The organism is Paenibacillus pectinilyticus (assembly GCF_001700435.1).
Taxonomy (GTDB): domain Bacteria; phylum Bacillota; class Bacilli; order Paenibacillales; family NBRC-103111; genus Paenibacillus_E; species Paenibacillus_E pectinilyticus.
This window is the reverse complement of the sequence record NZ_LYPC01000027.1, coordinates 172,746-196,519: the sequence shown is the minus strand read 5'-3', so window position 1 is coordinate 196,519 and position 23,774 is coordinate 172,746. Positions and strand designations below refer to the sequence as shown.

19 protein-coding genes are annotated in these 23,774 nt (G+C 44.9%); 1 reads left to right on the top strand and 18 read right to left on the bottom strand.

What is annotated here, in order from left to right; translation table 11 throughout:
- Positions 1–10 precede the first annotated feature (10 nt).
- From A8709_RS22670 to A8709_RS22640, 7 genes are all read right to left on the bottom strand, one after another.
- Complete coding sequence (locus tag A8709_RS22670; RefSeq protein ID WP_065855428.1) at positions 11–1,873, bottom strand: heparinase II/III domain-containing protein; 1,863 nt, start codon at positions 1,871–1,873, stop codon at positions 11–13.
- A gap of 78 nt (positions 1,874–1,951) precedes the next feature.
- Positions 1,952–3,394, bottom strand: a complete 1,443-nt coding sequence (locus A8709_RS22665) for an ABC transporter substrate-binding protein (RefSeq protein ID WP_208607733.1) — start codon at positions 3,392–3,394, stop codon at positions 1,952–1,954.
- A gap of 86 nt (positions 3,395–3,480) precedes the next feature.
- A complete protein-coding gene (locus A8709_RS22660; protein ID WP_065855426.1) occupies positions 3,481–5,115 on the bottom strand; it encodes a response regulator in 1,635 nt (544 codons plus the stop codon).
- A complete protein-coding gene (locus A8709_RS22655; protein ID WP_065855424.1) occupies positions 5,108–6,949 on the bottom strand; it encodes a sensor histidine kinase in 1,842 nt (613 codons plus the stop codon). Before A8709_RS22655 ends, A8709_RS22660 begins: the two co-directional genes overlap by 8 nt.
- A 17-nt stretch (positions 6,950–6,966) precedes the next feature.
- Complete coding sequence (locus A8709_RS22650) at positions 6,967–7,803, bottom strand: carbohydrate ABC transporter permease (RefSeq protein WP_065855422.1); 837 nt, start codon at positions 7,801–7,803, stop codon at positions 6,967–6,969.
- An 18-nt stretch (positions 7,804–7,821) separates the two neighbouring features.
- Positions 7,822–8,712, bottom strand: coding sequence for a carbohydrate ABC transporter permease (locus A8709_RS22645; protein WP_425262344.1), 891 nt, complete (start codon positions 8,710–8,712; stop codon positions 7,822–7,824).
- 149 nt (positions 8,713–8,861) lie between these two features.
- A complete protein-coding gene (locus tag A8709_RS22640; protein WP_065855419.1) occupies positions 8,862–9,734 on the bottom strand; it encodes an AraC family transcriptional regulator in 873 nt (290 codons plus the stop codon).
- A 118-nt stretch (positions 9,735–9,852) separates the two neighbouring features.
- Between A8709_RS22640 and A8709_RS22635 the strand changes: the two genes are divergently transcribed.
- Positions 9,853–10,956, top strand: coding sequence for a glycoside hydrolase family 172 protein (locus tag A8709_RS22635; RefSeq protein ID WP_208607732.1), 1,104 nt, complete (start codon positions 9,853–9,855; stop codon positions 10,954–10,956).
- Positions 10,957–11,095: 139 nt separating this feature from the next.
- Here A8709_RS22635 and A8709_RS35495 read toward each other — a convergent pair whose 3' ends face one another.
- The 11 genes from A8709_RS35495 to A8709_RS22580 form a co-directional block, all read right to left on the bottom strand.
- Complete coding sequence (locus tag A8709_RS35495) at positions 11,096–13,141, bottom strand: dipeptide ABC transporter ATP-binding protein (protein ID WP_341833434.1); 2,046 nt, start codon at positions 13,139–13,141, stop codon at positions 11,096–11,098.
- 23 nt (positions 13,142–13,164) lie between these two features.
- A complete protein-coding gene (locus A8709_RS22625; RefSeq protein ID WP_065855414.1) occupies positions 13,165–14,052 on the bottom strand; it encodes an ABC transporter permease in 888 nt (295 codons plus the stop codon).
- Positions 14,053–14,091: 39 nt separating this feature from the next.
- Entirely contained in the window at positions 14,092–15,018 is a 927-nt protein-coding gene (locus tag A8709_RS22620) for an ABC transporter permease (protein WP_065855412.1), read from the bottom strand.
- 21 nt (positions 15,019–15,039) lie between these two features.
- Complete coding sequence (locus tag A8709_RS22615) at positions 15,040–16,692, bottom strand: ABC transporter substrate-binding protein (RefSeq protein ID WP_065855410.1); 1,653 nt, start codon at positions 16,690–16,692, stop codon at positions 15,040–15,042.
- A 33-nt stretch (positions 16,693–16,725) separates the two neighbouring features.
- Positions 16,726–18,060 (bottom strand): LLM class flavin-dependent oxidoreductase, encoded by a 1,335-nt coding sequence (locus A8709_RS22610; protein ID WP_065855408.1) that lies wholly within the window; start codon positions 18,058–18,060, stop codon positions 16,726–16,728.
- 134 nt (positions 18,061–18,194) lie between these two features.
- The gene (locus tag A8709_RS22605; RefSeq protein ID WP_065855406.1) at positions 18,195–19,088 is read right to left on the bottom strand and encodes a LysR family transcriptional regulator; all 894 of its coding nucleotides are present in this window, start codon (positions 19,086–19,088) and stop codon (positions 18,195–18,197) included.
- 23 nt (positions 19,089–19,111) lie between these two features.
- The gene (locus A8709_RS22600; protein WP_065855404.1) at positions 19,112–20,311 is read right to left on the bottom strand and encodes an MFS transporter; all 1,200 of its coding nucleotides are present in this window, start codon (positions 20,309–20,311) and stop codon (positions 19,112–19,114) included.
- A gap of 83 nt (positions 20,312–20,394) precedes the next feature.
- Positions 20,395–21,015: a thioredoxin family protein gene (locus A8709_RS22595; RefSeq protein ID WP_065855403.1), complete on the bottom strand. Its 621-nt coding sequence runs from the start codon at positions 21,013–21,015 to the stop codon at positions 20,395–20,397.
- Positions 21,016–21,040: 25 nt separating this feature from the next.
- Positions 21,041–22,099 (bottom strand): LLM class flavin-dependent oxidoreductase, encoded by a 1,059-nt coding sequence (locus A8709_RS22590; RefSeq protein WP_065855401.1) that lies wholly within the window; start codon positions 22,097–22,099, stop codon positions 21,041–21,043.
- Positions 22,100–22,833: 734 nt separating this feature from the next.
- Positions 22,834–23,211 (bottom strand): YflT domain-containing protein, encoded by a 378-nt coding sequence (locus tag A8709_RS22585; RefSeq protein ID WP_065855399.1) that lies wholly within the window; start codon positions 23,209–23,211, stop codon positions 22,834–22,836.
- On the bottom strand, positions 23,208–23,765 hold the full coding sequence (locus A8709_RS22580; RefSeq protein ID WP_084225319.1) for a DUF1003 domain-containing protein: 558 nt from the start codon (positions 23,763–23,765) through the stop codon (positions 23,208–23,210). Before A8709_RS22580 ends, A8709_RS22585 begins: the two co-directional genes overlap by 4 nt.
- Between the last annotated feature and the right edge of the window lie 9 nt (positions 23,766–23,774).

The following is a 23,774-nucleotide window of genomic DNA, read 5'->3' as shown; positions in this document are numbered from 1 at the left end:
CTGCTCCCTTTTACATCGAATAAAACTTGATTTGCCAGTTTCCGTTCTTGCCCGGATTCATCCAAGTCAGCATAATGCGGAAGCATGATGGAAGACCAGCCATTGGTTGATGACCGTCAATTCGTTCTGTCTGCAGCTGGAAGCACTCGCAGTCATATTGCATGACGATATTCTGATCTAACCGTACATGCCCTGGTGAAATCATCTCAGGTTCATTCATCACCATGAAGACACACGACAAGCTATCAACACTTCTTGCCAGCTCAAATTGTTCCTTTAGTTCAACGCGCGAATCACCTCCTCGAAATAGCTTGATATCACGTATCCAGCTTCTTACACCCGCTTCTTCCGGGTAGGCTTTCGCTATATCAAGCGCGAAAGAGACGGAATCGACGTCTAGCTTGTAGTCCACATCAAGAGCTCGATAGTCGGAACCGTCTCTTTGTTCATAACCACCAATCAGCGGTACATTGTGGTGAGAGGATCTAATGTTCCACAAATCGTACCGTCCTTTACTAAACGTCATCTTCGTGTAAGGCTGCATCCCGACATCGATAAGGACCGGCTTACCATCGTAATAGAGAATAAAGTTACCCACATCGTTATGGTTATGGTGGGTTTCCTCATTGTGACCGCCTTTGGCTGCTAGGAAGAAGCCTTGGGAAGAACCTGCATGTTCTCTAGCAATCATGTACGCTGTGTCTGGCAGCCAAACGTCCTGCACATACGGATAAACAGCCGGATGCGCTTTCATTTCGCTATAATCAAAGGCATTTCTCAGAAGTCCATATAGGGATACGATTTGCGTGTCTGCATCCAAGCCTTTCGCAGCTAACAGGGCAGATGCAAATGAGGTGAGATGCGAATCACCGATGCCAAGTCCGTAACGATATACCGTGTATGGGGCTGGTGTAGCCTTGAAACCAGAGTCGGAATAATTCACAACATACTGGCCATCAATGTGTCCACGATATATGAATCGGCCAATCTCTTGAACGAGAGGCTCTTGGAACAAATCCACCTGACCACCGGAACTCCTTTTGACCCAATCACAGAAGTTGCATAACGAACCGCCCGCTCTACTCCAGTAGCCTGGACCTTCCGTACAAGCGCCATCCGCTGGATAGACGTCCATAAAGCAATCCACGATTTGAGCTAATCGCTTGATTGAACGTGTAACCTCACGATCATCCTCCTCCATGAGCAGATAAGTCATGAGTACATTTTCCGAGCACCATGTCGTCCAATTGCTAATCTCCATGCCTTGATCGACCATACCCATCCACCAGAAATCATCCCGCTCCCAAAACGGTTCAAAAATGCGGCGCTTCAATTCAACTTGAATCCGATTCGGAATAAGCGGGCTGATCTTCCGCAATTCACTGCCTAACAGATAATGAATCCACGCTAACATCATCCCCGTTTCTGCAGCAAAAAGATCGATCAATGGCTCTTCGACATTGGGAAGCGGCTCATGCCCTCCTTGCAATGACAAGTAATTATGCGCATGCAGCCACCACGCACTTTCCTCGCACACAAGCCATATCCCATCAATGATGCTATCTAGGAATCTGCCATTGCCTTCGATACACTCTGCGATCACCATCATGCTTAAAGCCTTACGACGCTCAAAATAGTAAGCTTGATAGCCATCACGCTTACCTTCTCGTTCGAATTCCATAAACGAAGTCGCTGGAATGACCGACCACGCCTGACCTAAATAACGTTCACCAAGCTCCATATGGATCCTTCGGACATCCGCCGGTAACGCTTCCCACCTTTCTCTATCTTCAAAAGCAGGCAGATCATTACCACGAAGAGGGGCAGCAAGCAGAATCTTCTCATCGTAAGCTTTCATTTTTGCAGCAAACATGTCATTCGTCTCCTTCGCAACAATTGAAAACACGCTCGCCCCCAGATGTTGGGTAGCGAGCGGTCAAAGCGCTATTCCTTATTTCGATGCGGACTTACCTGGATTCATTGGATCAAAGTTAGGGTATTGAATTTTGGCCGTTTTTCCTGCAGCAATCGCTTTATCATACGCATCATTGTAACGTGTATTTAAGTCGGCGATTCCTTTGTCAATGTCTTGTGCGCCTTGAATGATGGCATTCATCACGAATGCGGAGTCATTGCCTTGCGCTTGAACACCTGTAGGGTTCGGTGGATATACTTTGTCTGTATCCGTAAAGCCAAGTGCCGGCCATTTCTTCAAATTATCCGATTGTTTCGCATGTGAGATCACACTCGGCACCATAACAATACCTAGACCTTTCTCGTGATAACCCGTCAATAGCTCATCACTGTATAAGTAATTCATGACTTTCCAAGCTTCATCTGGATGCTGGGTATGTGCATTCGCCAAGAACCATCTGCCCGCGACGATAATTTGTTGCGCCCCTTTCACAGTTCCGTCAATTGTCGGAATTGGAGCTACATCCCAATCTTCTTTGGTTGGGAATTGCGTCGTGTATACACCTGGTTCTGCATGGGTAAGACCGAAGTACATCCCGATTTTACCAGCAGCAAATTGTGTGCGCAGCGGGTCAATATCTAAGGAAGTCGAGCCAGGGAACATCGCACCAGAGCTATAGAGATCTTTGAATGCATTCAAAGTTGGTTTATAACTGCTGAAATCATATTTGCCTTGTTTAAAATCATACCCGCCATATACGCCGCCATTGCGCATGTTAACGAATTCCAAGGAACGACCGAATGCGGATCCTGGCGATTTTAAATTCATCGCAAAGCCATAAATCCCTTGCCCTTTCAGCTTATCGGTAATTTGCTTCGCATCGGCAGTCAGTTCAGCCATCGTTTTAGGAGGCCCAGCAATACCCGCTTTCTCGAAAATCCCTTTGTTATAAAATAATCGAGCCGTACTGCCAATCGCTGGGATCGAGTACGTTTTGCCGTCTTTCATGTTCACGCCATCCAAGAAGGCGCCATCACCAAATCTTTGCTTAAATTCCGGTGTTAAATATTTATCGAGCGGCAACAAATCACCTTTCGGTAAATGATCCGCATAAGCTGTACCGCCATCGAAGAACACGTCAGGTCCTTCATTCGTTGACATCGCAATATCCAGCGATTGATTATAGTTCTCGGAGTAGATTTGATAATCAATCTTAATGCCATCTTTGTTCGACTTGTTGAACGTATCCACCATGTTCTGCATATAGTCCTGATCATGACGGTTGAGGGTCCACACTTTAATCGTTGTCGTTGTCTTCGGTGCAGTTGATGCGGTAGAAGACGTTGCAGCAGCCGAAGCTTGGGGAGAACTGGTTGCGGAACTTGTCGTTGTACTCGAAGCACAACCTGCCAACACGGACAACGTCAATGGTACTACTGCTAACGTGTAACCGATTCTTTTCTGTTTACTAGTCATCATTCGAACCTACCCTTTCGTTTTTCGTTTTATTGTAACCCCTTACATGTTTACGCTTTCAGTATAACGCAGCTTTTTTTACGAGATAATCAAATATCCTTAGATGTTATGTATGGATTCTGCAGATTGTCGGCTTCGCGATACTCCGTAGGTGTTAATTGAAAGTATTTCTTGAAACAGCTTGAAAAGTAACGTTGTTCTTCATAGCCAACCTTTTCAGCAATTTCCTGGATTTTCAAACTATGGTCCCTAAGTAATTCAGCAGCCTTCTCCATTCGAACCTTGGTCAAATATTCCACGAAGGATTCCTTCATTTGCTGTCTAAATAATTGTCTTAAATAATTGGGATTAATGAATAGCTTCGCAGCCAAATCCCCCAATGACAAACTACTGTCAGCATATGCACTCTCGATATAGACTTTCGCTTTATCAATATAGCTGACCATTTTCGTAGCTCTGCTTTTCTCCATTTCCTTGAAGCAGAGAGTCAACAGCTCCGTGAACCATACCTTCATTTCCTGAAAATGCTCATGCCGGTACAAGTTCCAATACGGATCCGTCGCCTTGTCTTGGAAGAACCAGCCAGCTGGAATGCCGCACTGTTCCATGAGACGTATGAAAGCCATCGTATGATTCATAACAGCAAGCTTAACCCAATGCGGATTCGCTTGGTCATTCTTCTCATAATAGCGAAATACAAGCTGAAGCTGTTCCAGCGCCTGTTCTTTCTCATATAGCTTCACTAGCAACAGGAACTGCTCAAACAAAGCATCCACTTCATTCGCTTTAGGCACTTCGCCTGTACCAATTTCTTCATAGTTAATCAGGATCCTATCCTGTGAGGAAAATGTGTACGATACCGCTTCTACAGCTTGCATATATGACGTATGGACGCCATCTACGGAGTCAGCAATCGCGCCTAAGCCAATTTGTATTCGCAAGGACATCTGCTGTAAGGATTTGGCCAGTCGGACTAAGCTCTGTTGAACCGTTTGGAAGAACAGATGTTTGCGCTCATTCCCTCCAATAATCATCGTCAACTGCCCCTCCTTTTCAAAAAAGGGATAGCATTCGGCCAAGCTCGAAGAGCCACTCATGATTTCATTCACAGCTGCTGTCACCAAGGCTTCATTCATCTGATCGTGCTCGCCATCTTCCCTGCGAACCTTGAGAACAGCGACCAGATAGGCGCTTGACTTACATGCAATACCAATAATGGCTGCTTGCGTTTCGAGTGCAGGAGATTGAATGTCTCCAGACACCCATTTCCGATAGAGTCTTTCGCGATATAACGGTAAACTTTCATTCACCAGGAGTTGAAGCTCTTCTTTATTTTTAAGCAACGAATAGCGTTGTTCGATTTCCAATGCAGCTTTCTGCACACGTTCCACAATGGCCTGCGATTCCAATGGCTTCAGTAGATAGTCCACGACACCAAGCTGTAATCCTCGCTGCGCATACCCGAAATCATCATATCCGCTTAAAATAATAATGTAGACATCCGGGGATTCCGCCTTCAGTTGTTCAATAAAATCAAGGCCATTATACTCTGGCATTTGAATGTCCGTAATCACCAAATCGGGCATGACATTTAGAGCTACCGTCAGCGCCTCATCGCCATCTTTGGCACTAAAGACTTGAAATTCGGGCAGATGTCGTGTGATCGCTTCCATAATTCCTTGCCGAATAATCGGCTCATCATCAACAATCAGTACTTTAAACATAACTCGCCACATCCTCTCGCTGTATTTGCGGAATCCATGCTGTCATACACGTGCTTTCATTCAAGATAGACGAAATCTCAAGCCCATAGCGTTCGCCAAAATATAATTGAATACGGTCGTGTACATTGAACAAACCATAGCCATTGTCTGGGTCGGCCAGCTTTTCATCTAATCGTTTACGCAAAATAGCCAATTTATACGGATGAATACCTGCCCCATTATCCGTTACTTTCAGATAGATGCGTTCCTCGCTAATCCCCACACGAATCTGGATATAACCAGGGCCCTTCATCCTTTTAATCCCATGATAAATCGCATTCTCTACGAGTGGCTGCAGGATCAGTTTGGGCGTCATCAAATGCAACAGACTTTCTTCAATCTCTAAGTCATACGTAAACGCGTCACCATAACGTATTTTTTGAATAGCCAAATAGCTGGACACATGCTCAAATTCCTCTTTGATCGTAATCATCTCTCTGCCTTTACTTAGCGTTGTGCGAAAAAAGGTGGCCAGATCTGTCGCCATTTGGCTGATTTCCTTCTGATCATTTCTTTCGGCCAGCCATTTCATGGAGTCGAGGGTATTATAGAGGAAATGAGGTGTCAATTGCGAGATCAGCGTATTCAATTCGGCTCGCCTTTTCTGGATTTCCTTTTGCTGCACTTTATCCTTTTCCTGCTGAAGCTGAAGAATATAGGTGTTCATACTTTGCACCTGCTCTTGAATTTCCTCAATCATGAAATTGAAAGTACGACTTAATTTACCAACCTCATCGTTATAGGGATAATCAAAGCGAACGTCAAATTGACGAATGCGAACTCGCTGCATGGATTTTTCCAGAATACTTAGCGGACGGCTAATTTGCGTGCTCAACCAGAACCCCAGCAGGAGGCTAATTGCAACGAAAACAAGGACAACCTCCACCACATAGACTTGAATCCCTCGTAATTGCTCCTTCAAAGTTTGTTCTGAGCGCAGCTGAACGATCGTCCACGGAGGTACTTTCGTCTGGACTTGATTGACGAAATAAGCGCCATTGCTTAATTTGACTGTTTTATTTTCTGAGGAGCTTCCCCCTGTTTTCGAATCCTTCAGCTTCCATTTATGTGTCAGAAAATCCGTCATTTCCGCCGAATTATCCGATGCTACAACGTCTCCTTCTTTCGTAACAATAGCCGCATGAATGCCTTTCTCCGATTGCGCTGCCAGGAGGTAGTTCATCAGCATATCTTCATTGAGATTGATCACCATGAGCAAATCTTGATAGCCACTGACGGACATCCGCAGAACGAGAGGAATCGTTTGCTTCGGAACCCGGTATATTTCTTGATCAGATAAGGGCAGCCAGTAGACCGACGCATTCGGCAAACTGGCTATTTTCTGGAAAATCGCCGTATGCGTAAAATCCATCCCAAAAGGAATGGACAGAGATAAATCATAGAAGGTGCTTTTGGGCGTGTAGAGTAACACCGAAGAAACGAATGGTTCTGAATACCGAATTTCAGCGAATACGCTGGAAAAATAGGATAGGGCAGGTGCGTAATATTGCGGCTCCTCATTGATCAAATAATGCTGAGCCATCTCGCTAAACGTGGTATCAGAGCGAATACTATAGACTCGGCCTATCGTTTGTTTCATTTTCTCATCAAAATAATTACTGACCTGTGTCAAAATTTCTGTGGATTGAATTCTGGCCGATTCTCTTGCAAGCGTTACCGAATGACGATAGAAAAACAGTCCTAACAATCCAGTGGATAGTAGGACAAGCAGGAAACAGAGCAGTGCTATTTTCATTTTCAGTCTCGCATTGAGCCAAGCATTCATAAGCTTCATCTGTCTAACCATCCTAATCAGCCTTTTATTGAACCCGCCGTTAGCCCGCTAATGAATTGCTTATTGGTAAAGAAGTAAACAATCAAGATCGGAAGCAGCGCGATCGAAGCTCCTGCTGTCATAATGTGCAATTCCGCTGCCGCATTCGCTGAGTATCGTAGACCCACCACCGCTACAGCAAGCGGACGAATCGCCGGGTTCGGTATACTGAAGACGAGCGCGGTCACATAATCATTCCATGCCGCCCGGAAGGAAAATAAGGCAACCACGCCAAGAACCGGACGGATCAGAGGCAGAATCAGGTTCCAGTAAATTCGGAAATAGCCGGCTCCATCCATATAGGCGGATTCATCTAAGTCCTTTGGAACGCTTTTGATAAAGCCTTGTACGAGAAAGATGTTGCTAGCTTGCCCGCCAGTTAACACGAGCGCAAGCCCTACCAAGTTGCCAGTCAAACCAATCGTGTTCATAAGCTTATACTGCGGATATAGAATAATCGGACCAAGTGCAACAAACATAACAGCTAGGTAACCCGTAATCAATAGTTTTTTACCTGCAAACTGGTGTCTGGCCAGTACATATCCTGTTAGCGAGGACGTGATAAGCGCAATGCCCATCGTGAGCACACTTAGTATGATACTATTTCCAGTATATTTAAGAAATTGCGCCTTGCGGAAGGCGACAGCATAGTTCGAGAATAACCATTCTTTGGGCCAGAAAGAGCCCCCTCCTTGCAGTTCCATATTAGATTTAAGTGAACCTAACAAGGTGTAAATGACAGGATATAAAGTAAATACGACAATAATCAGGAGAAACAATGAAAGTCCAATGAGGCCAGCGATCTTCCTAGTCATAGCTGTTATGCCCCTCCTTTAATAAATTTTATCAAGCTTACGGGAGATGTACAAGAATAGAAGTGTAATCATGCCCAAGATTAATCCTGTCACCATACTAGCCGCTGCCCCATACCCGATCTGAGCGTGGAAGGCGGAATTGGGATCGACTGGGAAAAATAATTGATAAATATATAAGAAGACCACTTTCGTCTTCGCAAGAGGTCCACCGCCTGTTAAGACGAGAATGCTCTGGATATCTTGGAAGGCACTCACAATAGCCAGCATAAGGATAACGCGAAGCACAGGCCCTAACATCGGCAGCGTGATATAGAACATACGTTTCCAGAAGGTAACACCATCCAAATCGGCACTTTCATAAACATCCTTAGGAATCGTTTGAAGTCCGGCTAGGAAGTATACCATATAGTTACCTAATCCTCCCCAAAAGGCCACCATGATGACCGAAAACATGGCGAAGTGGTTGCCCAACCATTCGATTGGCGCATGGATGATTCCAAACATCATGAAATAACGATTAACCTCACCGTTATACACGTTCAAAAGCAGATAAAACATCATCGCCATGACGGCGGAACTCATAATCGTGGGACTGAATACGATCGCCTGCAGCAGACCATTTCCGCGAAATCGAATATTTAAAGCCAAGGCTACTAGAAAGGCAAGTGGAATCACAATGAGTAGCTTTCCCAAAACATAGATGCCCGTCACTTGAAGTGACTGCCAGAACACAGCATCTTTCGTTATGAGCTGAACAAAATTGTCGAACCCAACGAATTTAGGTTGATACACACCATCATAATCATAAAAGGCATAGCGAAGGGACCAAATAATGGGGTAAATACTGAGCGATAAGAAAAGCAATAAATTGGGGACCAGCATGACATATATGGATGCCTTCGATTTCAAGTCCATCTACCTCGTTTCATCTAGGAAATGACCATTCCCGTTGTAGTTAGCGCTTACAAATCAACTCTACCACAACTAAGTCTGTATCCTTTAGGAACAAATGAAGAGGTTATGTTTAAAATCTGCAGTTTTTTCTGAAGGTTAGGCGCTTAAGACTTTCTATATTCAGACGGACTTTTCCCCTCCATGGCTTTGAAAGCCCGGCTGAACGTTTGAATATTGGTATACCCCAATGTGTCGGCAATGTCGCTTAACGAAGCTGTCGAAAATTTAATTAAATTCTTGGCTCTTTCCATCCTGATCTTCTGTTGGTAGTGGATGGGTGTCATGTTAAACTGCTGCTTGAATAAGTGAATCAGGTGGAATTTGCTGATGTGATAATGTGCAGACAGATCGTCGAGCTTTATTTTACTATTCACATTCAGCTCTAATTCCTTCCGAATGCTCATGAGCATATCCGTATGTTCATTCAATCTCATTTGACGATCCCAGTACTGCTCTCGCATAAGCAGAGCGAGCAATTCTAGGAGGCAGCTCTTCATTCGCAGCTCTGAAAAGGGCTGCTTCGTCTCGTACTCGCGGATCAATTCAAACAGCAGCCGCTCCAATTCAGCTGCATGACGGGGGCGAATATGATTGGGTAAATCATAAGGAGGAAATGAAAGTTCATCCGTTCGAAACCACCCCTGCTCGGCAGCGGTCATGTCATGGAACTTTTTGAATGAAACGGTAACTTCATGACGGTCCGGCAGCATATGCAGGTCGAAATGCACATGCGGTTGGCGTATGTGTTTGGATTCATACATCTGAATGGCATGTCGTTGATTAGGCTTAAAAAGAAAAAAGTCGCCAGGTAAGCCTAGATACATCACGTCTTCGACGGTAATGGCAAGTTGGCCTTCCATCACATACAGGAGTTCATAATCCCAAATCACGCGTTCCTCAACCGACCACCGTTCATCAATGGGGCCGTCCATCGCAACACGAATAAAGGGTGAGACATTATCTAATCCGGCTAACATTCGCACATCACTCCACAATAAGTGTTAAATCATTAGCAATCCATGCTAACGAAAATTCCTTATTCCTATTGTACAATGGTTTGCAGATAACACAATAATTGATAATTGAGGTGCTTCGATGAACATGCCATTTGGTTTAGGATCTAGCTTATCTTCTGCTTCACTCGTCAACAACGTTCGCAGTCGTTCTATCTCGGCAGAGAATCCCAATGGAGAGAAGGGAAAAGGCGGTCAGGCCGCGAATCATCTTGGCGTCGGCAGAAAAGGACGCCCTTTCATTCCAATTCCTGCTGGTGCAACGATAACACTGGCGGAGATACAAGGCCCGGGAATCCTTCAGCATTTCTGGCTGACAGTGGCTGATAAGATGCCAAACTGTTATGCACAGGAAGGCAGTTATCTGTTCCGGGATCTGGTTCTGCGCATGTATTGGGACGGCGAAGAGCTGCCTTCTGTAGAAACGCCATTAGGAGATTTCTTTTGCAACGGCTTTGGCATTCGTACGAATGTGAATTCCTTGCCCATTTCCGTAAATCCAACAGGGGGCATGAATTGTTATTTTGCAATGCCGTTTCATAAATCGGCGAAGATTACGATTGAGAATCAGCATACCGAGGAGATTAGCCATCTATTCTATACGGTTAACTACACGTTAGTAGATGAACTTCCACTCAACACCGGGTACTTCCATGCACAGTGGCGTAGAACCCGCAGTACAGAAACTGGGCAGGATTATACCCTTCTAGATGGGGTTCAAGGATCAGGTCAGTACATAGGAACTTATCTGGCGTGGGCAGCACTTGAACGACACTGGTGGGGTGAAGGAGAGATTAAATTTTATCTCGATGGCGACAAGGAGTGGCCGACCATTTGCGGAACAGGCGTAGAGGATTACGTAGGTGGCGCTTGGTGTTTTACAGGAGAGACAGAGCCTGAATCGTATTCGACACCATTTCTAGGCTACAAATACTATAGTGAGTCTGCGAAGGTGGACAGATCCTATGGGCAAAAGGTTCCCATGCATGGGATGTATCGTTGGCATCTGCCAGATCCGATCCACTTTGAAAGCGATCTCAAGGTGACGATTCAAGTCATCGGACATGACTCGAAGCAGCTATTTGAGCGTTCGGATGATATCTCGTCTGTGGCCTATTGGTATCAATTAGAGCCGCATGCTGTATTTCCAGCTCTTCCATCTGTTTCAGAGCGATGGCCTAGATAATTGGAGTACGACAACAAGGTTGCCCTTGATGTGCTGGGCAACCTTGTTTATAGTGCTGATAGTAAATAAGACAAACAAAGCTTTACATAATTAAAAAGAGGTCAGCTAGTTTTTCACTAGTTGACCTCTTTTAGCTAATTTACAAAGGATAATGACAAGCGGCCCAGTGCCCCTCACGGATTTGCAGTAATTCTGGCTGTTCTTCTTTGCATCTTGCAGTTGCTGCAGGACACCGCGTGTGAAACCGACAACCCGAAGGCGGATTCGCTGGTGAAGGAATTTCCCCTTGGATCTCTATCCATGCTCTTTTTTGAGTGGGATCGGTCGAGGGAATCGAAGAAAGCAGCCCCTTCGTGTAGGGGTGGGAGGGGTGCTGAAATAACTGATCGGTTGGAGCAATCTCGACGAGTTTACCTAAGTACATGACACCGATTCGATCGGATAGATGGCGAACAATATTCAAGCCATGAGCAATAAATAAGTAGGTTAGCCCTAGTTTTTTCTGCAGATCCTGCATTAAATTTACGATTTGTGCCTGAACAGATACGTCCAGTGCAGATACGGCCTCATCAGCAAGGATGAACTTTGGATTGAGAGCGATCGCTCTCGCTATACCAATCCGCTGTCGCTGCCCTCCCGAGAACTCATGCGGAAATCGATCATACATCGTGCGATTTAAGCCTACTAGCTCCAACAATTCTTCTACTTTTGCCCGTTTCTCTGTCTTGCTAAATGAATCATGGATATCGTACGGTTCGCCGATAATATCGCCAACCTTCCAACGCGGGTTCACAGAACCGTAGGGATCTTGGAAAATGATCTGCATATCTCGGCGCGCTCCTTGCAATTCTTTGGTCGAAAGCTTGGCTAATTCCTTTCCTTCGAATAGAACCTTACCCTCTGTTGCTCTCTCCAGCTGAAGCAGAACGCGGCCTAAGGTTGATTTGCCACTGCCGGACTCACCGACTAAACCAAAGGTTTCCCCCTTCTTAATCGAGAAGGAAACATCATCAACTGCCCGTATATTGGATTTCGATCGGCTGAATGTGCCTTTTCCAATCGGATAAAATTTACTTAAACCTTTAATCTCGAAGAGTGTCTCGCCAGGTGAAACCTGATTTCCAATTTCATCAGAAGATCCTTGATCTGTATACGTATTTGTATTTGCAGTTGTATCTACAACCGCTGCATCCTGCACCCAGTCTTCAAGCCCCACTAATTCTTCCGCATACCAACATGCCGTAAGACGTTCATTGACTAAGCGTAATGGCGGGCTGTCTTTCGCACATCGTTCGGTCGCAAACGGACATCTAGGATGAAACCGGCAACCTGAAGGCATATCCGACAAATGGGGAATCGTACCTTCAATGGAGAACAAGCGAGCTGTACGATTGCTATCCATCGTCGTAATCGATCGCAGTAACCCTCTCGTGTACGGATGGTGTGGTTTATCGAACAATTGTTGAGCACTCGCTTGTTCAACGATTTGTCCAGCGTACATCACAATGATGGTATCCGCCATCTCAGCGGCAATCCCCAAATCATGTGTGATGAGCACTATGGACATATTGAACTCTTCTTTCAACTCCTGCAGCAGATGAAGGATCTGCGCTTGAATCGTCACATCGAGTGCCGTCGTAGGTTCATCTGCAATCAACAGCTGTGGACTGCAGCTCAATGCCATAGCAATCATCGCTCGCTGCAGCATTCCGCCTGAAAGCTCGCCAGGGTATTGGTTCATCCGGATTTCTGGCTCTGGAATGCCAACACGCTTTAATAAATAGACAGCCCGCTCCCAAGCTTGTTCACGATTCCCTTGGTTATGCTGAATGATTACTTCGATAATTTGACTGCCAATGGTGAAAACCGGATCGAAAGCAGCCATGGGCTCTTGGAACACCATAGCCATTTTCTTCCCGCGTAATGCTCGAAGTTCTTTCTGTGATAAAAGGGTTAAATCCTCGCCATCGAGTACGATTCGACCGCCGGATATCCGACCATTTTCATAATCGATTAAGCGCATGACTGATTTGGAAGTAACCGATTTGCCGCTGCCAGATTCTCCAACGAGACAGATCGTTTCTCCTACGCCAATTTTCAAAGAAATGTCTTGAATGGCTGTGAAAGATCCCTTATTGGTTTTAAAAGCTACACTTAACTTGTCAATCTCCAGCAGTTGCTTCAACTTGCGCCGCCTCCTTGTTATGCTCATCTCTGCTTGGGATCCAAGGAGTCACGTAGTTTATCACCAATTAAATTCACAGATATAACGAATAACGTGATGGCTAGGCCGGGAAACGTACAAATCCACCAAGCCACTGTGAGGTAGCCTCTCCCTTGCGAGAGCAGCGCTCCCCAATCGGGGATTTCTTTGAGCACACCCAGACCAAGAAAGCTTAGCCCTGCACCGACCAATATCGATGCACCCAAGCCGATTGTAGACATCACTAAGAGTGGTGACCAAGCATTAGTTAGCACATGGCGAAAAAATATACGTACTTTAGACGCTCCAATAGACCGAGAAGCTGTAATGAACGAGAGATTCTTAATACTCAGAATCTGACCTCGCATAACTCTTGCATACTGCGGTATGGACGCTGCTGCAACAGCAAAAATCAGATTAAATAAATGAGGACCCAGTGCGGCAGCTATCGCTAACGCTAACAGAATACCAGGAATCGTCATAAGCACATCGATAATCCGCATGAATATGGTGTCAACAACGCCACCGATGTACCCAGATAATGCCCCGATGGTTCCCCCAATGATTCCCCCTGCGAGTACAGAAGAGAAACCAATAATGAGAGAATCACGGCTGCCATAAACGACAAGACTGAATATATCTCTGCCAAAATAATCCGTTCCAAATAAATGAGCTTTGCTTGGCGCATGCATAATTTGATCAGCGAGCATCGCAGTCGGTGAATAAGGTGCAATCCATTGCGGAAATAGGGCGCAACCGATAATAAACAAGGCCACAATAGCCGCTAAATAAACCAGGATTTCTGATGCGTTAAGGGTCCTCGGTATCTGACTAATGCGAAGAGGCCATTTCTGCCTTTGCCAGATAGGTCTTGTGGAAAGAACATCCTTCATTACCTCTCATCTCCTCTCCAATAGGCTTTCATATCCGAACTAGTGTGTTCGACGAACTCGTGGATCGATGAATACATAAGAAATATCGACTAGCAAATTAACAATGACATAGATAATTGCTGAGAAAAAGACAACGCCCTGAACAACAGGCAAATCTTTGGACATGATGGCGTCCGCGAGAATTCGGCCAATCCCTTGTCTGGAAAAAACGGTTTCGATCACGACCGTACCAGCCATCAGATCTCCGATATGAATGCCAATAATTGTGACCGCTGGTATTAATGCATTGCGAAGCGCATGTCGATACATGACTAGTCGTTCAGAAAGCCCTTTGGCACGCAACGTCACAATGAAATGCTCATTAATCACTTCTAGCATCGAGTTGCGAACCATGCGAACGATAAATCCAGCTCCAATAAAGCCAAGTGTAAGTGAAGGAAGCACAAGGGTAATTAGCCCGTTTGATCCCATTGCCGGAAACCAACCTAGGGATACCGAAAAGATCAGAATCAGCAGGATACCAGACCAGAACGTTGGCATTGAAATGCCGAACAATCCAACTATGCGAGCCAGAACATCGATCCATCGATTGCGGTGTACAGCGGAAATGACACCAAGCCCTACACCGATGATTGTGGAAATAAGCGTACTGGCTACAGTAAGGGCCAACGTAGCAGGAAGATGTTTCAGAATCTTGGGTAACACTGGTTCACTATTCAATAGCGACTTACCGAAATCCCCATGGATCATCGCCATGAAATAGTGCCCAAATTGAACGTAGAAGGGTTCATTCAGTCCGAGCTGATGTCTTAGGTTGGCAATCGCCTCCGGTGACATCGAGGCTGGATCAACCATAGAGAGCACTGGATCTCCGGGAAGCACATACAGAATACAGAAAACAAGGATTAAGGAACCAAGGATGACCAGCAAGGAAACTACTAGCCGCTCTGTTAATATCCTGCTCATATCGATTAGCTCCTTATTTCGTTATTTTTGAATAAACGTATCATTAAAGAGCGGGTAACCCAACGAGTCGAATTTCAAACCTTTCACGGTCTTCGATGCGGCAACTGTGTAAGGGAACACGTAGATCGGTATGATAACGGCATTATCAATAATAGATTTCTGAACTTGTTTGTACAGCTCTGCGCGCTTCTTATCATCAGGCTCAACAGCCCCTTGCTCCAGCCATTTATCGACTTGCGGGTCTGCAAGGCCAGGCAGCGTTGGGCGAGCCTTTGGATCGCTCGTATGGTAGAAAGCGTAAAGTGCATTGGGATCTGAGTTCACCTGGCTGTTGCCATAAATATCGTAGTCACCTTTGGTATAGACGACATTGGCTGTATCCTTTGTAATTTCTACTTCAGCAACAATCCCTACTTGTTTCAACTGCTGTTGGATGATGACTGCGATGTCATTACGTTTCTCACGATTTGGTGATCCGTCTACATAATGCAAAGTAAGCTTCTTACCATCTTTGATACGGATGCCATCTGCACCTTTGAGCCAACCTAGTTCATCCAGCAGCTTATTCGCTTTCGCAATATCTGGTTTAACGCCATTTTCTAGTGATGCATCATACCCGAAAACTCCCGGAGATAGAGGTGACCAAGCACGTGGATACGTTCCTAAATATAATGTTTTGACAATTGCATCCACATCGATTGCTGCTTGAAGCGCTTGCCGGGCTTTCAATTCACCCCATGGTGCTTTTCGTTGATTAATAAATAACGTATAGGGTAAGCCATTGGTATTGACTTGGAGCACTTGGAGACTGGTATCTGTTTTCAAAGAAACAATATTCTGCGGAGGAATCGTCTCTCCAGCAAGCACTTGTTTACTCTGAACACTACCGATCCGAGTCGCTTCTTCTGGAACTATACTGAATGTAATTTGGTCCAAGTAAGCTTTCCCTTTATTCTCAACAATCTCAGGTGCCCAGTTATAGTCAGGGCTGCGTTTTACTTGAATAGAGGCATTCTCATCCCATTTTACAAAAGAAAAAGGACCTGAACCTACCGGGTTTTTACCAAATTGATCCCCATATTTCTTGGCAGCCGTAGGTGATACAATCCCAAGTAAAGCTTGGCTTAGATTACCTAGGAACGCTCTGGAAGGTGTTTCAAGATTAATCTTTATCGTGAACTCATCAATTACCTCAGACGATTTATAAGGCTTAATTAAAGCTACGGAATTCGCTGCCTTCGTTGCAGGATCGAGAATGCGATCGTAACTGTATTTCACAGCTTCGGCATTAAAAGGCGTTCCGTCGTGAAACTTTACATCTTTGCGCAGCTTAAACGTGTAGCTTAAACCATCTGGAGAGACCGTCCAATCGGTTGCAAGCCACGGTTTAATCGTGCCATCAGGCAATTGAACAACCAAGCTATCATAGATGGTGCGAAGCACCCTTACGGCAACGGCAAGCCCACTGCGATGCGGATCTAAGGAATCAGGGGAAGTTGCAAGTGCATAAGTAAGCTCCCCGCCGATAACCGCCGTTTGTTTGCCTTCTTGTTTAGGGCTTGAGGATGACGATGCATCCGAGCCTCCACTGTTTGTTGAACCGCACCCCGTTAATACCAGTGCAATAGCTAACGATAACGCACTAAATTTGATCCAGCCTTTTGTTCTATTCATTTTCAACGCTCCCCCCTAAATTCGCAAACTCTATTAGTTATTTACAGTCTCTTTCGCATAACGATTTGTTGGAAAAGGAAGACCCAAATTACCGCGAAGCGTATCCGCCTCATATTCCGTCCGATAGATCCCTCGTTCCTGTAAAATAGGAATGACCCCATCAACAAAATCATTCAACCCATTAGGAACGCCCGATCCCACGATGAATCCATCTGCCGCTCCGCTTTCGAACCATTCTTGAATACGATCCGCAACTTGTATTGGCGTACCAATGAAAAGTGGACGCGGTGTAGCTGATTCCAATGCGACTTGACGAAGGGTTAGGCCTTTCTCCTTTGCATTCTGTTTAATACGATCTGTTGTGCTTTGGAAGCTATTTTTACCCAACTCGCCTAAATCTGGGAACGGAGCATCCAAACCATATTGGGTAAAATCATGATGTTCAAAGAATCGGCCCAGATAAGCAAGTGCTTCCCCAATTGTCACCAAGTTGGCCACTTCCTGGTATTTACGCTCTGCCTCTTCTTCCGTTAAGCCAATGATCGGACCAATCCCAGGCATAACGACAATCTCTTCGGGATTTCTTCCGAAGCCCGTTGCTCTGCCTTTCACATCCTCGTAAAAGCGTTTCGCATCCTCAACGGTTGGATGGCCTGTAAAGATCGCATCAGCCTCTTTGGCTGCCAAATTTTTACCATCTTCAGATGAGCCTGCCTGGAAAATAACAGGTCTTCCTTGCTTCGATCTTCCAATATTAAGCGGTCCCTGTACGGAGAAAAATTCGCCCTTATGATCTAACCGGTGTAGCTTTTCCGGATCGAAGAATACCCCCGATTGTTTATCTCTTGTAAAAGCATCATCTTCCCATGAATCCCATAATCCTTTGGATACCTGCAAATATTCAGATGCAATCCGGTAACGTTTGGGATGATCTGGATGCTCCTCTAGCTTCTTATTGTAGTTCAGCGCTGAGCCTTCCAACGGGGATGTAACCACATTCCAACCTGCTCTGCCATCGCTGATATGATCGAGCGAAGAGAATTGTCTGGATACGGTGAATGGTTCACTATATGACGTAGATAGTGTACCTACCAAACCAATTTTGGAAGTTACCGAAGCGAGTGCGGATAAGATCGTAATGGGCTCGAACCGATTTAAGAAATGAGGAATCGATTTCTCATTGATGAACAACCCGTCTGCGATGAATAGTAAATCAAATTTACCCGCCTCCGCTTTTTGTGCTTGCTGTTTGTAATACTTGAAGTTCACACTGGCATCAACAATCGCATCCGGGTGTTTCCAAGATGACATATTGCCGCCAACCCCATGAATAATTGCACCGAGTTTCAATTGTTTTTGTTTTGGCATCCTAATTCCTCCTCATGATCAATAACTATAATTCCAATTGTTTTACTTGGTTTTAATCTCTATTTGTACTGTATCACCGGCATTTAGAGCGGTCAATCGTAGATAAAGATGTTCTATTGTTAAATAGATTTGTTCTATGTAGCGATTTTTTTCCAATTGAATTCCTTCAATACATCCAGAAATAAGTCTGACACATAGAGACTGGATTCTTTCAATGTAACGAGCGTTGTACGCAGCGACAGCCCTCCTAATGCCTGAATATTGATAGGTACCAGATGTCCCTCTTTCACTTCTTGGCGTACACACAGTTCTGGCAGAAAGGATATCCCCATTCCTTTGGATACAAGTTTCTTGGCTGTTTCCAAATTATCGATTTGATATTCAATTTGAGGCGGATGATCCAGCGTGGCAAAAAGTCGATGAATCTTTCCCCAATCCAGTGACCCACATTCAAAGAAGACAAGAGATTCACGACTTACATCATTCATGGTCAAAGGTTTCTTTGTCACAAAAGGATGGTTAGGATAGACGAAAAGACGAATAGGATCCTCATAGTAACCCAGATTTTCTACATACGGATGAGTCACATTACGGACAAATCCAATATCAATTTCTTTATTGAGCAGCATCTCCAGAATGACTTCTGTTGGCGCAGTTGTTAATTTGATTTGGAGTTGAGACCGTTGCTTTTTAATAAATGGTAGAATTTCTGGAATGACATAATTGGAAACAGATACGGTGCATCCGACTCTAAGTTCACTGAATGCTTTGTTTACATGTTGAATCTGCTGCTTTCCCTTTTTATAGGTTTGAAGTATTTGCCCAGCAAATGGAAGGAATTGCTTCCCTTTATCTGTCAGAGTGAAGTTTCTCCCTTCTCTCTCAAATAGCAGGGTGTTCAAATCACGTTCCAACGATTGAATACGGGCCGTAACTGAAGGCTGAGATAAGAACAAGGCATCTGCAGCCTTATTGAAACTGTTATAATGAATGACATAGACGAAAGCTTCGAGATTTTCAATATTCATTTGCCTATTACTTCCTCTCTCACTCACACATGCAAGCTCTGATCAGCACGCTTAGAATTGACCGCCATACGCATCCATGCGGCTCCAAGAAGTGTTACGCCAGTAAGTAGGAATACGAATTTGATCCCCATCCATCCTCCAATTCCCCCACCAAGTAAAGGACCAAGCACAATGCCGAATTGACTTGCTGATTGGTTCAAGCTCACTGCTCTTCCTCGGAAATCAGCCTCAGCATATTTCACGATAAGTACATTCAGCGCCGGATATACAGCAGCAAAGAACAAGCCATAACTGAATCGGAGGATGCCAAAGCCAATAAGTTGATGTACGCCGAGCTGCAGCAGATTGCCGATACCACCGCCGATCAACCCAATGACCAATATCTTCTCATACCCAATCCTTCCCCCAATAATTCCCCACCGTGGGCCCATAATAACTGTGGCTACACCCACAGCCGAGAAAACAATTCCCGAGCTAAGTGTAGCTTTATTGACACTGCCGCCGATTTGCACCACATAGAGCGTCAGCAACGGCTCCAGAATCATGACGGAGGTGGTAACTAGTAAAGTTAACCCAAAAACACCCATTAATCTTGTGTTATTAGCAGCTTGTTTCAGGTCTCTAATCAAACGAGGGCGAGCCCCAACAACACGCTCACGTACCTCCTTAACGCCTACGAGTACGATCAATGTGGAAAGCAACGTAATAAGTCCCGATGCGATGAAGCATACTCGCAATCCCATCCACTGGCTCAACACGCCTCCCACAAGCGGGCCAATAATTCCTCCAGCTGCTGTTGCTGTTGATATCACGCCGAGCGCATACCCAACGTGCTTCTCCGGTGTATTCGTACCGACTAAAGCGATGGAAGCAGGGCCAAAACCTGCCATAAGCCCTTGAAAAATCCGAACAAGAATGAACGTGAATGGATCATAAACCAAATAATTAGCAAAATGAGCTAAAGCTAAACCAATACCTGAACGAATTAACATCGGTTTCTTCCCAAATTTATCAGCTAACGACCCCCAAAAGGGCGCACACAGACCACTAATCAGAAAGCTAATGGAAATGGAAACACCAGACCATACTTCAAGCCTATTCTGAATACCAAGATCATTTTGTAAAAAAATAGGGAAAAACGGTACAGAGAGGGTATACGCGATATGGTTAATAAATAAGCCCATCCATAACATATATAGATTACGTTTCCAATAGCGCTCCATTTGTCCCCCTGTCTACCATCTGCGTATGAAAAGAACCTTACAGCCATCAGCTGCAAGGATTTTGGGCGTCATGCAGCATCGCTTTAGCTGAGTATGGAGCGGATAATTTCTATGATTGCGATCTTCTCGAGATCACTTACTAGCGGGCGCTGTTCTTTTAAATAATCAAACAAGGATTTCCTCACATCTTCATCCACTTCTGAAAGTGGCCTACCTCTGCCTTCCCATTCGGGGTGTAGATTCCAAAAATCATCGACCCAATCCCGGCTTAGATTCGTTATTTCATCGGGTCTTTCTGAGAAGTAGCTCAATTCCTCTCCCGCTCCATTGAAAAACACGTAGGTCGGAATATGATTACGTCCGTCTGCATGTAAATAAGCGGCAGCGATATCTTGATTGTCTGGATCTCTGAGTAGAATGTGCAGCTTCAATTTACCTGTTTCATGTTCAATTTTGCCGAATAACGGCAGATTGGCAACCACATCGCCGCACCAGTCATGGGCTAGCACCAACACATCCACCTGCTCTGGAAGCCCCTTGAAATAAGCCGATTCCTGCTCAGTCAGCGTATAGTGTTGGAAGTTCTCATGAAGCCTATCCACGTTTACCTTGGCATTGCTAATAAATTGGTTGTAAGTAAGCGCTTCTTGAAAAGCTCTTTTCCTTCTTTCCACAGAAATCCCTTCTGCTTTTTGAATGCTCATAGCTTCATCCCTCCAAAAATGTTCTTCATACCCTTAGCGCCACCGGCGAACGTTCCCATACACTACTCGGAATCTCCCGACGTAAAACAGGTACAACTTCGGTAGCAAATCGCTCCATCTGCTCCCGCTGCTCCGCTTCCGTTAAGCCATCTACACTGATGCTGACCACTTGATGCCCATAGGCTTGATGGTAATTCAAGATCTTCTCGATCACTTGATCAGGGCTGCCGATCAGTACTGGCCCATTTTTCACATTATCCTCGAGGTCTTTAAAAGGTGAATTATTGTGCTGAGAGGCAGCCGTAGCATGGAAAGCATCGTAATAAGGACGATAACGTTGGATTGCTTCCTCCGTCGTGTTGGCCAGATATAAGCTGCCAAAACCTGAACCAACAATTGCGTGTTGAGGATCATGGCCGTAATGGGCTAATCGCTCGCGATAGTGATCGATTAATGCCTTATATTTTGCCTGTGGGTGAAACGTATTCGAGGAGAAAATGGGTTCACCATATTTCGCAGCCAACTCCGTTGACAAGGTGCTTGATGCGCTGCCATGCCATACGGGGATTGCCTGTTGATAAGGTCTTGGCTGTGTTGTCACACTGTCTAACGGTGAACGGAAGCGTCCCTGCCAGGTTACGTTCTCTTCGTTCCACAAACGCTTCAGGAGTGCATAACGCTCTGCAAGTGATTCCCATTGTTCCTCTTCGGTAATTCCGAAAAGCGGATAGTGGCGTGGGTCGTTGCCTTTGCCAATAATTAACTCTATTCTTCCTCCTGAGAGATGATCAAGTGTGGCATAGTCCTCAGCTACTCGAACAGGGTCGAGCACACTTAGCACCGTAACTGTCGTTATCAGGCGAATGCGGGAGGTCCTCGCTGCGATCGCGGTTAGAACTACCGGCGGGGAGGAAGAGATAAACGGTGCTCCGTGACGCTCCCCCACACCATAAGCATCAAACCCGAGTTCTTCTGCGAGGACGGCCTGTTTCAGCACATTCTCGAACTTCTGATGGGTAGTGAGTGTTTCCCCGTTTATTGCATTTGGTATATTCATCATTAGGCTAAATAAGGCAAATTTCAACGTATTCAAACTCCTTTCTGCGCCGCCTATTTCATGCTTACTCCATTTTGAAAATAAAAAAAGCATGGATTCAATAATCCATGCTTCCGGATGACCAGTCAGCTTTAATTCCGATTAATTCAATATGTTTTATAAGTTTTAAGTTATCATCGTTACTCGGGATTGTCAATTCATGCTTTCAATACCTTTATAGAAAAATTCTATCTATGAATTTCATACATTAATCATATCGATTGGACAATTTTCAGCAAAAAGAGCAGCCCCCCAATAAGGTGAGCTGCTCTGCTTTTGAATCTATAAGCTATTTCTTGTTCAATTTATCATAAATAGCCTTGCCATCCTTGGTAAACCAATCCTGAGACGCTTTGATCACATCTTGTCTGCCGGCCGCGTCCGCCTTTTTAAAATATCCATTCATTGCCAGCCTCTATAGAATTCATCACCTGGGAGGGTATAATCTTTGCCATTTCATCACGAAAAGCACGATGGATAGGAATTGCATCGGCTGTAATCGCATGCACCTAGAACCCAATGATGAATCACATCCTATACATGAGAAAAACTTCTATCGAAGTCCTTCGAGGATGTGCGACCGCGTTTTATAGGTAGTTTTTATCGCCAATTATCAAGACATTTTCGGGAACCGAAAAGTTATACTTTCTAATGTGGTCAAAAAGGACACGAATGCCCCTATCGGGTTCCGTGTCCTTTTTATTTTCATGTAAAATTGTGAGTTACAAATCCCCATATGGGTAGGTATTTGCATCCGCTATAACCGGTTGACTTGGAGTAGCCAGAACAAGGATCTTGCCTTTATCCAGCTCGCTTTCCAACCGACCGGACTCCACATCAGGCACACCGAGCGACCTCATCTTCGCCCGCAACTCATCGCCACGAGATCGAAATAGATTGGCTATAGACGTTAGCACGCCCACTTCCGACATCGTAATTTGTTGTGCATTCGTGTAATTGGCAATGAAGTCCGTACCTTCAGCACTATGAGTCAGTACATAAACATGATCTTTTTCAAAGCCTTCTCTATACAACTGCTTTATTTTATGCTGCGTTTCTTGAAGATTTGATGTGATACTTACTCTCGTAAAAGTACTCATGGTAAAACCTCCTCGTTTTGTAGTTTCTCCATTCTTTCAAGCCTCTGATCCAACCTTTCCAGCAAAACCTTAATCTCCATATTTTCCTGCTCCGCACGATAATTAATGGCCAAGTCAAGGATTGCCTCCTGCTTATCTTTTGCAGCTTGTCGATTCTGACTCATGAGAATGACGGGTGCTTGGAAGGCTGAAATGCAAGAGAGAATAAGATTAAGCAGGATAAATGGGGGTTTATCGAAAGCGAAGCTCATGAGATTAAGAAGCATCCAAATGATTAAAAACAAACTAAAAAGCAGGATAAACGCCCAACTTCCGCCAAATGTTGCTATATGATCAGCCAGCCGGTCAGCCCGAGAAGTCTTCTTCTCCTGCTGCTCAATCAAATGAGACTTAATGTTACCTTTATACGCATTGACCATGGAGGCAATACGTTCTAATTGGTCATTGTCCAGTTTAAAGTTAGGATCATTATCTAATTCATGAAACAGCTTCTCAGGTGTACCATCATCTACAGCTTGAGTCCCTTCCCTCTCTTTTCCTAACTCTTTTCCCATTTCTTCCCC